Origin of the sequence: Arthrobacter sp. MYb221 (assembly GCF_002979835.1) — a bacterium.
Classification (GTDB): Bacteria; Actinomycetota; Actinomycetes; order Actinomycetales; family Micrococcaceae; genus Glutamicibacter.
In genome coordinates this window covers 25,607-40,645 of the sequence record NZ_PCPW01000013.1, presented here as the reverse complement: position 1 = coordinate 40,645, position 15,039 = coordinate 25,607, and the positions used below count along the sequence as shown (strand labels likewise).

At 63.6% G+C, this 15,039-nt stretch carries 14 protein-coding genes; 9 read left to right on the top strand and 5 right to left on the bottom strand.

Translation table 11 applies throughout. The features are described from left to right. Positions 1-14: 14 nt before the first annotated feature. Positions 15-1,247, bottom strand: coding sequence for a CynX/NimT family MFS transporter (locus tag CQ015_RS14690; protein ID WP_105650481.1), 1,233 nt, complete (start codon positions 1,245-1,247; stop codon positions 15-17). Positions 1,248-1,711: 464 nt separating this feature from the next. On the opposite strand from CQ015_RS14690, the gene CQ015_RS14685 reads away from it, so the two are divergent. Continuing rightward, positions 1,712-2,356 carry a low molecular weight phosphatase family protein gene (locus CQ015_RS14685; RefSeq protein WP_096288403.1) on the top strand — a complete coding sequence of 215 codons (645 nt, stop codon included), beginning with the start codon at positions 1,712-1,714 and terminating at the stop codon, positions 2,354-2,356. 28 nt (positions 2,357-2,384) lie between these two features. On the opposite strand, the gene CQ015_RS14680 is transcribed toward CQ015_RS14685, so the two are convergent. From CQ015_RS14680 to CQ015_RS14665, 4 genes are read right to left on the bottom strand one after another with little or no spacing between them, the layout of a single operon-like run. Further along, entirely contained in the window at positions 2,385-4,184 is a 1,800-nt protein-coding gene (locus CQ015_RS14680; RefSeq protein WP_105650480.1) for an ABC transporter permease subunit, read from the bottom strand. 12 nt (positions 4,185-4,196) lie between these two features. Beyond that, positions 4,197-5,717 carry an ABC transporter substrate-binding protein gene (locus CQ015_RS14675; protein WP_105650479.1) on the bottom strand — a complete coding sequence of 507 codons (1,521 nt, stop codon included), beginning with the start codon at positions 5,715-5,717 and terminating at the stop codon, positions 4,197-4,199. Between the two features lie 18 nt (positions 5,718-5,735). After that, positions 5,736-6,422, bottom strand: a complete 687-nt coding sequence (locus tag CQ015_RS14670; protein WP_105650478.1) for an ATP-binding cassette domain-containing protein — start codon at positions 6,420-6,422, stop codon at positions 5,736-5,738. After that, the gene (locus CQ015_RS14665) at positions 6,419-7,156 is read right to left on the bottom strand and encodes an ATP-binding cassette domain-containing protein (protein ID WP_105650477.1); all 738 of its coding nucleotides are present in this window, start codon (positions 7,154-7,156) and stop codon (positions 6,419-6,421) included. Before CQ015_RS14665 ends, CQ015_RS14670 begins: the two co-directional genes overlap by 4 nt. A 371-nt stretch (positions 7,157-7,527) precedes the next feature. On the opposite strand from CQ015_RS14665, the gene CQ015_RS14660 reads away from it, so the two are divergent. The 8 genes from CQ015_RS14660 (at position 7,528) to CQ015_RS14625 (ending at position 15,003) form a co-directional block, all read left to right on the top strand. After that, positions 7,528-8,502: a pyridoxal-phosphate dependent enzyme gene (locus tag CQ015_RS14660; protein WP_181150437.1), complete on the top strand. Its 975-nt coding sequence runs from the start codon at positions 7,528-7,530 to the stop codon at positions 8,500-8,502. Next, a complete protein-coding gene (locus tag CQ015_RS14655; RefSeq protein WP_105650475.1) occupies positions 8,499-10,130 on the top strand; it encodes an FAD/NAD(P)-binding protein in 1,632 nt (543 codons plus the stop codon). Before CQ015_RS14660 ends, CQ015_RS14655 begins: the two co-directional genes overlap by 4 nt. After that, the gene (locus CQ015_RS14650) at positions 10,130-11,581 is read left to right on the top strand and encodes an alanine racemase (protein ID WP_219844317.1); all 1,452 of its coding nucleotides are present in this window, start codon (positions 10,130-10,132) and stop codon (positions 11,579-11,581) included. The genes CQ015_RS14655 and CQ015_RS14650 overlap by 1 nt, the downstream gene beginning before the upstream one ends. Positions 11,582-11,762: 181 nt before the next feature. After that, positions 11,763-12,188, top strand: a complete 426-nt coding sequence (locus tag CQ015_RS14645; RefSeq protein WP_105552594.1) for a YciI family protein — start codon at positions 11,763-11,765, stop codon at positions 12,186-12,188. Between the two features lies 1 nt (position 12,189). Then, on the top strand, positions 12,190-13,479 hold the full coding sequence (locus CQ015_RS14640; protein ID WP_105650474.1) for an RNA polymerase sigma factor: 1,290 nt from the start codon (positions 12,190-12,192) through the stop codon (positions 13,477-13,479). A gap of 76 nt (positions 13,480-13,555) precedes the next feature. After that, positions 13,556-13,942 carry a VOC family protein gene (locus CQ015_RS18805; RefSeq protein WP_146112422.1) on the top strand — a complete coding sequence of 129 codons (387 nt, stop codon included), beginning with the start codon at positions 13,556-13,558 and terminating at the stop codon, positions 13,940-13,942. Positions 13,943-13,986: 44 nt separating this feature from the next. Beyond that, the gene (locus CQ015_RS14630; protein ID WP_105552597.1) at positions 13,987-14,370 is read left to right on the top strand and encodes a VOC family protein; all 384 of its coding nucleotides are present in this window, start codon (positions 13,987-13,989) and stop codon (positions 14,368-14,370) included. Between the two features lie 462 nt (positions 14,371-14,832). After that, the gene (locus CQ015_RS14625) at positions 14,833-15,003 is read left to right on the top strand and encodes an SDR family oxidoreductase (RefSeq protein WP_219843908.1); all 171 of its coding nucleotides are present in this window, start codon (positions 14,833-14,835) and stop codon (positions 15,001-15,003) included. Positions 15,004-15,039: the final 36 nt, after the last annotated feature.

The window sequence follows — 15,039 nt, the reverse complement described above, 5'->3', positions numbered from 1 at the left end:
GGCTGGTGGGTATCCTAGGCGTGCTGGATCGAGTTCAGCGGCGAGTTCTTGGGCAGCAGAACCATGACCATCGCCAAGCCCAGCGTCCCGAAGAACGCGCTCACCCACCAGGTGGAAGACCATCCGCCGGTGAGGACCACCAGCCAGGCGACGAGCATCGGCCCGGTGAAGTTTCCGATATTGAATATCTGTTGCATGAGGCCCATGGCGGCCGGGGCCGAGCCGCCCTCCGGTGCCAGATCAACCGCCAAGCGCGTCATCGTGGCCGGAACGGCGGCACCGCAGAGCGAGAACAGCCCCACGCAGAGCACCTGAACGAGCACCAGCGATGCCGGGTAGTCGATCGCGAAGGTCAACAGGGCCATCACGGCCATGACCGCAAAGGAGGCCAGCAGCATTTTCTTGCCGGCGATTCCGCGGTGCAGCAGCAGCCCGGTGATAATCGCTCCGAGCGCGTTCAGCCCGCCGACTACCGCCGAGAATAACCCGCCGAGGATTGGCGACAGCCCGTCTTCGCGGAAAATGGTGGGCAAGAATCCGACGATTGCCATCCACTGCACGGTGTAGCAGCCGAAGATGATGCCGCTGATCCAGATACGTCCGGAAGCTGCGGTCACCACGATTTTCCTCAAGGCTTCCTTGGCGCTGGTGCCTCCGCCCGGGGCAGAGGCGGAGACGAACTTGAGAATCAGCAGGATCGGGAGCACGGTCAGCACCGCAAGAATGAACCACCAGCTCTGCCAAGAGATGAAGCGCAGGGCAACCGCGGTGCCCAAGACGCCGAAGAAGGTGGCGATACCCATGAAGGCGGCCCACCAGCCCACCGCCAAATTCATGCGTTGCAGCGGCGCATGGGCGCGCACCAGGCCGGGGCCCATCACGCTGCACATGATCACCCCGGCCCCCTCGATAATTCGCGTGCCCAGCAGCATCCCGGCGTTGGGGGAGAAGGAGCCCATTGCCGAGCCGAGAATGAGCAGGAGCAGGCCGAGGATCATGATTTTTCGCTGGGAATAGATTTCGGCGAGCAGCGACATGGCCAGGCCGCCGAGCATGCCTGCGACCTGGACCACCCCCAGCAGCACGCCGGAGAGGATCAACGAGATGTGCAGCTCCTCTTGCAGCACCGGAAGCGCCGAAGGGAGCTTCCAGATATGCAAGGCCGCCATAATGCCCGCAAAGACCGTTGTTATCCAGGCCGCATCCGTGCGCTGATGCGCGATAGCCGGGGTGGGTCCTGTCGCCATGCCACGTCCTTCCACGCTGGATCACGCGCAAAAAGTTCCGTGATCCGAGACATACGCATGGATTCTTTCATGCTCCGCCGCATCAGGCGCCTTTGTAACGCTTGATGTTGCACCGTGCACGGCCAGGCGGGGCCGGATTGCGCCATTACGCGCCTGCCTGGTGGCCGTCGGGAGTGTGCGGCGGCCTGTGGTGAGCCAAATGAATTCGTCATTGACCGGCAACCTGGGATATTGACAATCATCGATGTATTGCCGAAGATTAGATATCGATAGTCATCGATGTCTAGCGACGTACGTGTTGATGGTTAAGCGAGATGGACCATGCTCTTCCAGAGCTGACGAGTTTGCCGTGGGTGTTTTTTATGCCGCCGGTGTCAAAAACGCCTTGGATAAATCACCGATCTTCACAAAGTTGCTGCGTAGCGATGAGTTGCCAGCTGAGAAAAAGGAATAGGGCAGTTCACATGACTTGGACACCGAACGACACCGATCCCACCAAGGACACCCACGTATTGGGCCGGATGTCCGAGCATTTAGCCGAACGCTACGCGGGCACGTTCACTCCCGAGATGATAGAACGCTATGTCTTCGAGTCGTATGCCACCTTGGGGCGTACCGCACGTGTGCGGACCTACCTGGCGGCCATTGCCACCCGCTTCGCCGATGACAGACTGCGCGCGCTCGCTCAATCCATGGGCAGCATTGCCAAGGACAATCCACAGGTATTATTCGTTTGCGTGCAAAATGCCGGGCGTTCGCAGATGGCCGCCGCATTGCTCGCGGAAGTATCCGGCGGGCGGGTGGAGGTCCGCTCCGCGGGCTCGTTGCCCGCCGGAGAGATTCAGCCATTGGCGGTGGAGCTGCTCAAGGAACACAATATTAGCTTGGAAGATGCGTTCCCCAAGCCGCTCACCGATGACGTGGTGCGAGCCGCCGACTATGTCATCACGATGGGGTGCGGTGACACCTGTCCCATCTATCCAGGCAAGCAATACCTGGACTGGGACGTCGCCGATCCGCAGGATATGACGCTTGACGAGGCGAGGGGAATCTACGCCGACATTGAGCATCGCGTGACCGAGCTCTGGGAACGCATCCAATCCTCCTAAGCAGCCGGACCGTCGCGGCCGCGTCGCGCTATGCTCCCGAAATGCCTGCCGGTGCAGGTTCCGCGGTCTTGGCCTCGGCACGGGCCGGCTTTTGCGGCGCGCGCCGCATCCCGGCCACGGCCACCGCGCATACGGAGGTCAGCACCAAGGCAATTGCCGGGGTGAGCGTGGTCCACGGGGCACGCTCCACGTAGCCGATGCCTTCGGCGAGCAGCAGCCCCCACTCCGGCATGGGCGGCTGCGCGCCGAGACCCAGGAAGCCGAGCGCGGCAAGCGCTAGGGCAACGCCCGGAAGGCGCAGCATGCCGTGGCGCAGCAGCGCCGGAAGCGTTGCGGGAAGAATATGCCGGGTGAAGATCTCGAAGCGTGACATCCCGGCCAGCGGAAGCCAGCGGATGTGGCCCATGGCCCGCGCCTCGTCGATCAGCGAGGCGGCATGCGCGGTCAGCGGCGGCCAGGTAACCCACAGCACCGCAAGCGCGGCTCCGCCGACGGAGGGGCCCATCAGCGCCGCAATGATCACCCCGGCAAGAATCGGCGGCGTGGCATTGGCGATTTCTGCCGGGCCGCGGGAGATGTCGCCGAGCACCGCCAGCAGCAGGCCGATGATGAGGGCGCACAAGACGATCAATACCGCGGGGGTGATCGTCCCGAGCGTTCCGTGGGCGACCCGCGCAAGCAGATCGCGTCCGCTGGAATCGGCCCCGAAGGGCAAGGAGAGACTCGGCGCGGCCAGTCGCTGATGCTCAATCGCATAGGGGTCCCGGGGCAGGCCGAAGGCGAGGATCGCCAGCAGCGCGGAGCAGGTAATTATTGCGGTGAAGCGTGCGATCCGCCCATTGCCGCGCGCCTCGGGTGCCGGAGGCAGTGAGCCCGGTGGAAGCGGTCCGCCGCGCAACCAGCGCCTGGCCAAGGCGGTGAGGGTGCCGATGAGCACCGCGGCCCCCGCCATGAGCAGCACCCCGGCCTGCAGGGCCGGGATGTCCTGGGCATTGGCCGAACCGAGCAGATAGCGGCCGAGTCCGGGAATCGCGAATACCTGTTCCACGGCTACCGCGCCGCCGAGCAGGCCGATGAATACCAGACCCAGCTGATCGATGATTGTCGCGGCCGCCCGGCGCAGCACCCCGGACAGGATGACCGGGGCGCCGGCTCCGGCCAGACGCCAGACGTCCACCCAGGATTCCTCGCCGGCCCCGGAGATCGCATCCGCGAGCAAGCGTCCGAGCAGGCCTCCCGCGGGGATGCCAAGGGCAAGGGCCGGGAGGATGGCGGTCTCGAGGCCGGTCCAGCCGTAGGGCGGCAGCCAGCCCAGCTGCACCGAGACGATGACCAGCAGGATGCTTGCCAGCAGGAATTCGGGCAGTGCGGTCAGCGCAACCCCGACCGGCCCGGAACCGCGGTGCTCCAGGCCGCGCAGCGCACGCACCGCGGCCGGGGCGATCAGGCAGCTGGTGACGAGCAGCGCAACGATGATGGCGAAGGCGGTGAGCGTGGCGGAGACGGATACCGCCTGCCACACGCCCGGACCGATTTCGGCCCCGCTGACCCAGGAATTGCCCAGATCCCCGCGCAGCACCGCGGACCACCAGCGCAGGCTGGAGGCCAGCGGGCCACCATCGAGCCCCAGCTGCTCACGTATGGCCGCCAGGGCTTCGGGCGTGGGCTCCAGTTCTGCGTAGCGCGCCCGCAGCACCGCGGCGGCCGGGTCGGTACGCGAGAGCCAAGGCAGGGCGCCGGCAATCAACAGCAGCACCACGCCGCTGAGCAGGCGTGAGACCAGGGAAAGCAGCTTGTTTTGCCGCCCGCCGGGACGTCTGTTTTTCATCGGGCAGTTGCCTTACTCGGCGCCGAGCCGGGTGGTGGCGGTGATCAGCTGGCGTTCGCGCGGATCCCGTGAGGCATCCTGAAGGTCAGGAACTTCGCCCTGGATGACACGTTCGTGCAGCAGTGGAATTGCGGCATCGGTGCCCAGAATCCTGGCTTCGGCCAGCATGATCTGGTGCTGGCGTTCTTTGCCGGCTTCGGTTTCCGCGGCGGTCTCAATCCCCTGGTCAACTTCCGCAGAGCAGAGCTGGGAAATGGCGAAGCCGCCCTCGCAGCTGAAGTCCGAGGCGAAGTAGGCCACCGGATCCCCGGAGTCCAGCACGGTGGCACGGGAGAGGATGAAGGCGTCAAATTTGCCGTCGAGGGCATCGGCTTCGATGTACTGGTATTCGCGCACATCTTGGCTCACCTCGAACCCGGCGGCTTCCAGCTGCTGTTCCAGCAGCACGGCGACCTCGGGAAGCTCCGCCCGATCGGTGAAGGTGCCGAGATTGATCTTCACGCCCTTCACCTTGGCCGGTTCCGCCCGGCCTGCCAGCAGCTGCTGGTAGTCGGCATCTTGGCGGTAGCCGGCCGCGTAGGGCAGGGCCGGGCCCAAGAGGCCGTCGGCGAGATCGGCCCGGTTCTCATAGACCGATCCGACGATGGCGGCGCGGTCGATGGCCTCGCGTGCCGCGGCGCGCACGGCCGGATCCTTAAATGGCCCCTGCTCGGTATTCAGATAGAGCGTATTGGTGCGCGGCATCGGCACCTCGGTGAGCAGTTCCTGATCCACCGAAGCGGCCTGCCCCGCCGGGATTGCCTCCACCACATCGGCTTCCCCGGTGCGCAGCGCCGCGGCACGGGCGGTTCCGTCGGGGACGAACTTCACGTCGATGCCCGAAGCCTTGGCCGCCTCGCCCCAGTAGTCATCGAAGCGGTCCAGGGTGGCTCCGGAGACGCCGTCTACGGCCACAAGCTGGAATGGTCCGGTTCCCGTGCCCAGCGGGTTCACCCCGGATTCCGTGTAGGCGGCCGCGTCAAAGATGGCCAGCTGCGGGCTGGAGAGCCGCTGGGGCAGCAGCGGGTCCGGGTCGGCGGTGGTGATGCGAATGCCTTGCTCTCCGTGGGCTTCCACGCTCAGCTGCGTGCCGTTCAGGATGCGCGGTACCGGGGTGGAGTCGATCGCGCGGCGCAGCGAGTTCACCACCGATTCTGCGGTCAGCGGCTGCCCGTTGTGGAAGCTGACCCCTTCACGAATGCTGAAGTTCCAGATCAGCTCGCCTTCACGGGTCCACTCGGTGGCCAGTCCAGCTACCGCGTCACCGGCATCATCCAGGTTGACCAGGGTTTCCGCGGCGGACCAGCGGGAGAGCTTAAAAGCGTCGTCGCTGAGCGGGCTGAGCCCGGAACGCGGCGGCTGCATATGCGCCACGGAGATGCGGTCCGCGGCGGCTTCTCCGGGGCTGGCAGTGGAAAAGCACCCGGTGAGCGTGAGTGCACCAACCAGGGGGAAGAGAATCAGTGCGAGGGATCTGGCACGTGGTCGAATCATAGGTTGTCTATTCCTTGGCTAATTGAGGCGACTTTGGGTGGGTGCACAGATGCGCACCGTGCGCGAACACCGCGCGGCAAGCTGGGGGTCATGGGTTACGAGAAGCAGCGCCACACCCGAAAGGGCTATGGTCGCGAGCAGATCGGCGGATACCGCACACGCAGTCTGCGGATCCAGGGCGCTGGTCGGTTCGTCGGCCACGAGCACCGCCGGGCGCACGGCCAAGGCCCGGGCAAGGGCCGCACGTTGCGCTTGGCCGCCGGAAAGCTGGCTCGGACGCCGCCCGAGCAGCGCCGGGTCAAAATGCGCGAGCTCGGTGGCTTGCGCTATCAGATGCTCGGCGGATTCACCTGGCAAGAGCCGCTCGATGGCATGTGCCATTGACCGGCGAATCGTCCAGCGCGGCACCAGGGCGGCCGCCGGATCTTGCGGAACTCCCTGCACCAGCCGGCGCCGCTCCGTGCAGACTAGCTTGTGCGGTGCGGCCCACTCGTGGCCCTGGACATTGATCCGGCCGGAGGATGGTGCGCGCAACCCGAGGACCATCTCGGCGAGCGTGGTTTTTCCGGATCCAGAGGCGCCCACTACGGCGATTGATTCACCGGCCGAAATCTCAAAAGTTGTCGGAGCGAGCACCTGCCGCTCCTTGGCGCCGCGCCCGTAGGTTGCGCTGACCTGCGCTACTTCCAGTACAGCCCGGCTCATGGCCGTGCTCGTTCCATGGTGGGCCCGGCGAGTTGGCAGATCTTCCCGGATTCCAGCGCGAGTCGACGAGTCGCCAGCGCATTGGCTACCGCAGGATCGTGCGTCACCACCACGAGCGTCTGCCGAGCGGTGATGACACGGTCAAGCAGGGCCAGGGTCTGGTCCCGCGATTCGTGGTCAAGGGCACTGGTCGGTTCGTCGGCGAGAATCAGCGGAGCATCGCTGAGCACTGCCAGCGCGACCGCAGCGCGTTGCGCCTGCCCGCCAGATAGTTCCGCGGGCCTGCGCTGGCTCAGTGCCGGGTCGGTCAGCCCCACGGCGGCCAGCGCCTCGTGGACCTGCTGGGTGCTCTTGCCGGTGACCTTGCGCAGCTGTCGCCCCAGCGGGAGAAGCGGGTGCAGAGCATCGAGCCCGCGCTGCGGAATGAATCCGATGCGGGTGAAATTCGCCGTGCGGGTGCCGGTGAAAGCCAAGCCCGCGGCCCACCGTCCGGTGAGCGTGGCCAGCAGCAGGGACTTGCCGCTGCCGGAGGGGCCAGTGATGACAATGCGCTCGCCGGGGAACAGCGCAAGCTCATCGATTTCGAGCAGGGACTGCTGAGTTCGCGCAGCGGCCACGCGGGCGTTTTTGAGGCGGATCAGTGGGTCGGATGGGGCAGCGAGCCCGGTGTTGGGCTGTTGCCCAATCGCGTGGCCATTCGTGGCGTGCTGAGCGAGGGTGCTCTTAACTGTCATAATGAGAATGATTATCACTTAGATTAGACTATTGGCGCAAATCCTGCGTGGGTCCGCCGGGCAGCATTGCCTGCGGAGCAACTGCTTGGGGACCGGGCCAGCGACGCGCTCAGTGAATCCAGAATGGGGTCAGGACCGTTCGAAGCGACATAGTTTCTGCAGGTATTCGTGGAATTTAGCGGTGGGCAGCAAGCGGAAAACGAAAATCGTCACCGAAACGTGCGTTTTGCCAGCCAGTTCCGATATTCCATGTTTAGACTTGCCAAACTGGGTAGCGGTGGAGGTCACACCGCATTCATTTTGCCGAGCACTTGTCAGCAGGATTTGTCACCGCCCGAATGCGAGTAATGATCATGGATAGTGTAGGAACTTTGAGTCCTTTCAACTCACCAACGGTGAAACTGGACAGGCTTTTTGGCACGCCTCGTGTTGAGGTTTTTGCGAAACTGGATTTGCTGCAGCTCTCCGGGAGCACCAAGGAGCGCACCGCCGGAAGCCTGATCGACGCCTTCATGCGATCTGGTGAGTTGCAGGCCGGCGGCATGGTCGTCGAGTCGACATCCGGAAATTTGGGGATCGCCTTATCCAGGCAGTGCGTGGTGCGCGGGATCAAATTCGTGGCTGTCGTCGACGAGAACGCCAATAAGTCGGCGCTGGAGATCATGCGCGCCTACGGTGCCGAGGTTGATCTGGTGCTTGACCCGCCGGACGGGAACAAGCTCGCCGCCCGCCGCCGCCGGGTAGCGCAGCTGCTCGCCGAAAATCCGGGCGCCGTGACTACCAACCAGTATGGTTCACCGCATAACCCCGAGGCGCACTATGCGACCACCATGCCTGAAATCATGGAAGCGATGGACGGGCGCCTGGACATGCTCTTCGTTGCAACGAGCACCACCGGCACTCTTCTCGGCTGCCAGCAGTACGTGCGTGAGCATGGCCTGGCCACCGAGCTGGTGGCCGTGGACGCGCTGGGTTCGGTGCTCTTCGGCGGCGACTCCGGCAACCGGCGGCTACCCGGACTCGGGGCAGGGATTGTCCCGGCGTTGGCCCTCCAATCCGAACCAGATCGAGTGTGCCGAATTCCGGAGATCCAGATGGTCCGCGGCTGCCGGCGGCTCGCCCGACGCGAAGGGATTCTCGCCGGAGCGTCAACCGGTGCGATTGTCTCCGCCATGGACCAGCTGCTCCCGGAGATTCCGGATGGTTCACGCATCGCCTTCTTGGTTCACGACTCCGGGGTGCCCTACCTGCAAAGCGTCTACAACGATGACTGGGTCCGCGACAATCTGGGCGAGGAGCCGGATCTGGATTCTTCGCAGTCGTTGGAAGACTCTCCGGCCCGATGACCCGCATTGCCATGATTGGCGGCGGCCCGAAGTGCCTGTTCGCGTTGCTTGAGCTCAACGACGCATTGACAAGCATTCAGGAAACTCCGGTTCGGGTTGACGTCTATGATCCTTATCCGCCGGGGGCCGGCAGGGTCTGGAATACCGGCCAGCCGCGTGAGCTGCGGCTGAACGTCAATTCCCGCATTATCGATGCGTCATCCACCCTGTGTCTGCAGAGCTTCGATCAGTGGCGGGCCGTTAGCGGCGAAAACGCTGGAGGGGAGGACACCTACCCCGCGAGAGCCCTGGTCGGGGAGTACTTGCGCGAGCAATTCGAGCGGCTCGTCGAAGACGGGTGCCTGAACCTGGCACACCGGCCTTCGGTGGTCACGGGGATCGTGCGCCAGGGAGCGCAGTGGGAAGTTTTCTCCGAGCAAGGATCCGAACTCTACGATGAGGTGGTGCTCGCGACCGGGCACGGACTGGCCGGATACCGTTCGGAAGGCATGCTTGGCGGGGCGCTCAGCGCTACGCAACTGACGGTTGAACGCGAAGCCGATGCCATGGGCAAGGTGCCGCCGGGAAGCAAAGTTCTCATTCGCGGCGCGGCACTGACCGCCTATGACGTGGTCCTGGCCCTGACCGAGGGGAGGGGCGGGCGCTGGGAACAGGTAACGCGCAACGGGTTAGCCGCGGTGCGCTATCTTCCCGGTGGGCAAGAACCGGCGCGCATCACCATGACTTCGCGTAGCAATATCCCGATGAGCCCCAAACCGCAGCGCATTCCAGGGCCGCTGCGCGAGGTTCTGGATGATTTCCGAACTCGCATTCGCCGATGGGGCGCGGCGAACGCGGCACCCAGCGGCAAAGCCACTGACCGGCCCGAAGCTGATCTGGATGCGCTGTGGCAGATGCTGCTGGCTTGCGCCCTGCGGTGCGCGCGGCATAGCGGCATCCGCGCCTCCGCCACGGAGCTGTGCAACACCGTCCTAGCCGGACAGTCCCAGGCCTTTTCGGCCATCAATTCTCCCGCCGAAAAGCTGCGTGCGAGCCTCCGGGCCAACCGCAGAGTGGATCCTGCCACCCACGAATGGATCTGGTCCATTGTCTGGTCAGGACTTTATGCGCAGCTGGTTCAGGCGCTGTCCAGAATCCAGTGGCGTACCGGGGACCGCGAGCGGTTCAACCGCCTGGCCGCAAATCTCGAACGCATGGCTTTCGGACCGCCCGAGCCCACCGCGTTGAAGCTGCTGGCACTGTTCGATGCGGGAATACTCCAGCAAGAGCCATCCGCCGATGCCGTAACTGCAGAGGCAATCGTGATCGATGCGGTGACCGCACCGGTCGGGGTGCTCAGCGGCCCGGCACCGGAGGGCCGTCCCGCTCATTCCTTGTTCGGCAGCCTGCTCGCCAACCAAGAAATCCAGATCCGCCGCGCAGAACGCGGGCTGCTGACGGACACCGACGGCACCTGCCTGAACGCCCGAGGCGAACGGAGCGAGTCGCTGGCTGCCCTGGGCAGGCCCACCGAAGACCCCACGCTGGGCCATGACACCTTGAACCGCACCCTGCACCCGGAATACCGGGCTTGGGCTCAACGAATAGCAACGAAGATTACCTCCGCAAGCCAGAAAGTAGCTCCCTGATGCCACCACTGATGCACGGAACCGCTCCGCTCACCGCTCGTCTGGAACCTTGGATGGAACGGCTCCTGGCCGACCCGGTGCTATGCCAAGAATTGATCGAAGAGCACGGCTCGCCGTTGAACCTCCACGATTTTGCGCCGATGAGCCGGAATATCGGTGAGCTGCGCCAAGCCGCGGAGGAACACGGGATCGATTTCCAGATCTATTTGGCGCGCAAGGCAAACAAGACGATCGGCGCCATCGACCAAGCCGCAGCCGAGGGTTGCGGCGTCGACGTGGCGAGTTTCAACGAACTCGACCAATGCCTGAAACGAGGCGTGCCGGCAGAGCGGCTGATCGTCACCGCAGCGGTTAAGTCACCGGCACTGCTCAAGCTGGCGGTGGACAACGACGTGATGCTGAGCCTGGACAATGTCGACGAGGCGCTGGATCTGCTGGACATTGCAGAGCGGTCCGGGCGCCGAGTCCGGGTCGCGCTGCGCCTCGCCTCGGCGAACCCACGGATTGCTCCAACACGATTCGGTCTTAGCGCGGAGCGGTGGCTAGACTTTCTCGACTCTGCGGACCGAGCCACCGGCTTGGAGGTGTGCGGCATCCACTTCCACCTCAACGGGTACAGCGGAGAGCAGCGGGCCTTGGTGCTGGCCGAATCGTTGCGGCTCATCGACGCGTTGCGGGAATTGGGCCATGCCCCGCAATTCGTGGACATGGGCGGCGGGATCCCGATGTCCTATCTGGATGATGCCGCGCAATGGGCCGGTTTCTGGGAGGGCCTTGCCGCCCTGCCCGCCGGAGATGAATCCTTGACATGGAAATCCGACAGGCTGGGCGCCACGGGTGCCGAGCCAATCGGCTTAGTATATCCGTACCACCAGAAATTGATCCGCGGAGAATGGCTGAATCAAGTTCTTGCAAGCCATCCGGAAGGCGGGAATGAGTCCGTAGCGCAGATGCTCAAAGAACGAGGCATTCAGCTGCGCTGCGAACCAGGTAGGACGCTGCTGGACGGCTGCGGGATGACGCTTGCAATGGTGGCTTTCGTCAAAACCCGCAGCGATGGGCTCCCGCTAGTGGGCCTGCATATGAACAGAACGCAATGCCGCTCAACGTCGGCGGACTTCCTGGCGGATCCGTTGCTCCTCCATACAGGAACGCCCCGAAGCGAGCGTGCGGCGCTCAGCGCGTTCCTCGTCGGGGCCTATTGCATCGAGGAAGAGCTGATCCTGCGGCGTCGATTCGAATTCCCGCAGGGTGTGGCCGCCGGGGACCTCGTAGCTTTTCCCAATACCGGCGGATATCTCATGCACATCATCGAAAGCGGATCCCATCAGCTGCCCTTGGCACGCAACCTCTGCTGGGACGCCGGCGAATGGGTCCAAGACCTTGGAGATCAGCAGCGCAACGCTATCGCGGTGAAACTGTATGCCCGTCAACGTGGAGGCATCATGTGACCGCCTCGGACAGGCATTCGGCCAAGTCTGCGGGTGGCAAGAGAAGCAGCCTGCGCCATGTTATGCAACGCTCAAAAAACTTTTAAAGTTTTTTGAAAGTTCTGTCGATCCTGGCTCTTCCCGTTCGACGTCTTGTATGAGAGGGTCAAAAAAGCTGGCCCCGGATTCAAGGAGGAACACCATGAAATTCATGCTGATTATGCGTGCAACCGATGAGGGCGTGAAGGCCTACCAGGAAATTCCCTTCGAGCAGATCATCGAAGATATGGGCAAGTACAACGAGTCCATGATGAAGGCTGGGGTGATGCTTGCCGGCGAGGGACTGTCCGATGCCGCGGAAGGTTCTGTTGTCGACTTCTCTTCCGAGGAACCATTGGTCACAGACGGTCCCTACGGCGAGACCAAGGAACTGTTCAACGGTTTCTGGATCATTGAAGTCTCCTCCAAGGAAGAGGCCATTCAGTGGGCCAAGCGCGCTCCACTCGGAACCGGCGCACTTTTGGAAGTCCGGCGTGTCCACGGACCCGAGGACTTTCCGGCCGACAACGAGTGGATTCAAAAAGAAGAAGGCTGGCGCGAGGAACAGGCTCAGCGCGGCCAAGCCTAAGATGAACAATTCGCACGATGAAGCGACGGCGCGCTCAACCGAATCTCACAGGGTCGAGCGCACCGTGGCCGCGATCTGGCGGATCGAATCCGCGCGGATCATCGCCACCCTGACCCGGCTCACCGGCGATTTCGGCTTGGCAGAGGATCTGGCGCAGGAAGCGGTCATCGATGCGCTGCGCCAATGGCCCGAGCAGGGCGTACCGCGCAATCCGGCGTCCTGGTTGACCGCCGTGGCCAAGCGCAAGGCCATCGATGGGTTTCGCCGCCGCGAGCGGCTGGATCAGCGGCTCGCCGTGATGGGCCAAGAATTGGAACGTGAACAAGAGTCCGCGGTGGACGAGCTGCCATGGGACCCGGATGAGATCGATGATGACGTGCTGCGCCTGGTGTTCATCTCCTGCCATCCGGTGCTGGCCCGCGAGGCGCGGGTTGCGCTGACGCTGCGCGTAGTCGGCGGATTATCGAGTGAAGAAATCGGGCGGGCGTTCCTGCTGCCGGTCGCGACGGTGCAGCAGCGGATAGTACGTGCGAAGAAGACCCTGGCGGCGGCTCAAGTCCCGTTTGAGGTCCCCAGCCACGGCGAGCTGCCCGAACGTTTCGGTTCCGTACTGGGTGTGCTGTATCTGATCTTCAACGAAGGGCACACCGCCAGCAGCGGAACCGACTGGATGCGTCCAGAACTCGGCCAGGAAGCGGCCCGACTGGCCCGCGGACTGGCCGCCCTAATGCCCAAAGAACCGGAAGTCCATGGGCTGCTCGCGCTCATGGAACTGACCGCGGCGCGATTCCCGGCGCGAGTGGATGCCAAAGGCGAACCGGTGCTGCTTGCCGATCAGGATCGCCAACGCTGGGACCAAGGAAAGATCAGCAGGGGACGCCAAGCGCTGGAACGCGCGGACGCCCTTGGACGGGACCGCGGAGCGTACTGTCTACAGGCAGCAATCGCCCGCTGCCATGCTCTCGCGCCACACATCGAGGAGACCGGCTGGGACCAGATAGTGGTTTTGTATGAGGCGCTGGGACGGCTGGCGCCCTCGCCGGTGGTTGAGCTGAACCGGGCGGCGGCTGTGGCGATGGCCACCGGACCGGAATCCGCGTTGCGGATTATCGATGGGATCCGGGCAACCGGTGCGCTGCGCAGATACCACCTGCTGCCTGCCACCCGAGCGGAGTTGTTGCTGCGCCTGGGACGGGAGGAAGAGGCCCGGCTGGAGTTCGCGCTTGCCGCCTCGCTGGCCGGAAACGAACGCGAGCGTGCACTCCTGCAGGCGAAGGCTGCCGGAAGTTGAACTTATTCGGTCGTTCGGGGTTTCCGGTCGCTTTGAACCGTGGACCGGTCGCTCGGCGGGCGTTACGCTGAAGCCCATGACAGCGCTCATTTCCCATACGACTTTTGACAGCATCGATGCCTTCACCCAATCGGTATTCTGGGGCCAAGTTCTCGGTTTTCAGGAAGACCCGGATGACCCGAACCTTGCCGGCGAGGAGGAATGCATGATCTTCTCCGCTGACGGTACGCAGCGCTTGCTGTTCATCGAGGTACCCAATGCCAAACAGCTCAAAAACCGTGTGCATCTTGATCTGAAACCAGCGAATGGCACCCTCGACGAGGAACTAGCGCGATTGCTGGCCCTAGGGGCGCGGGAAGTCGATGATCTGCGTAATCCGGACGGAACCGGATGGGTGGTTCTTGCCGATCCGGAAGGCAACGAATTCTGCATCCTGCGAAGCGACGCCGAACGCAGAATTTAAGAGCACCGTGAGAACTTGCCGGTCGAGAGGTCTAATGTAGGGCCATGACACAACAAAGCAAAGTCACCCTCGGAGCAATCAACCTAGAGGCAGAGAATCCCCAAGCCCTGGCGAATTTCTGGGCCGGCGTGACCGGAAGCGAAATTTCCGGTGGCGGAGACAGCTTTTATTTGCCGCCCAATGGAGCCGGCGGGTTTGGCATGTTCTTCCAGCCGAGTATGCGGCCGCGTCCCGAATCTCAGGTTGCACACTGGGACCTGACGGTCCCCTGGGGTTCACGCGCCGAGGAAGTTCAGCGAGTAATTGCCCTGGGGGCGACGCACAAGTGGGATGTGCTCGAAGAAGTGGCGCACGTTCAGTGGAGTACTCTCGCTGACCCGGAAGGCAATCTTTTCTGCATCGCCGAACATCCACCGGTCAATAGGTAGCCGGTAGCCGGTGTCCTCATAACAGGGAAGTACCCTCGGGTGGATCTATTCGCCCAGGTGCTTTCCGACATTGTATTTTCGAGATTCCGTTCTTCGGCACCGGGCGCCGAGCAGCGTCGCGTTGCTGGTAGTTTGCGGGCTGTTCTTCACCATTTGGCCGCGCGGGTTGAACATCCGCGGCAAGCGCAAGCAACCGCACGCTCTGGGCGGCATTCTGGATGTTCGTCGCCGGGTACTTCGCTATATCTACGAAGATGGGCCCAGTGCCTGCTGAGGGTGGATTTCCGGCAGGCCCATGTACTACCTGCGCAACGGCATGGCCTACCTGGGCCATCACGCGGGGCACCATCGCCGGGAATTTCCTGACTGAGAACGGCTGTCTAGGGGTGCTCACCGTGCACCCCACGGACGGCCCGGCCGCGATCGTTGAAATTGTAAGTACGGACTTCAACACGAAGGGCGTTGCCGGCTGCGCATCTGGACCCGGAAGATCCGTCCATTGCGGCCCTGCCGCTGGGGGAGATCACCCGGGCCGCAGAGGTCGCCGAGCTGGCCGCATTCTTGGCCAGCGGACGGTCCCGACACGTCACCGGAGCGACAATCGATATTACCGGCGCCGACTACGTACGCTAGAGGGACCAGTCAACCTAGCCTTTCGGTGCCGATACC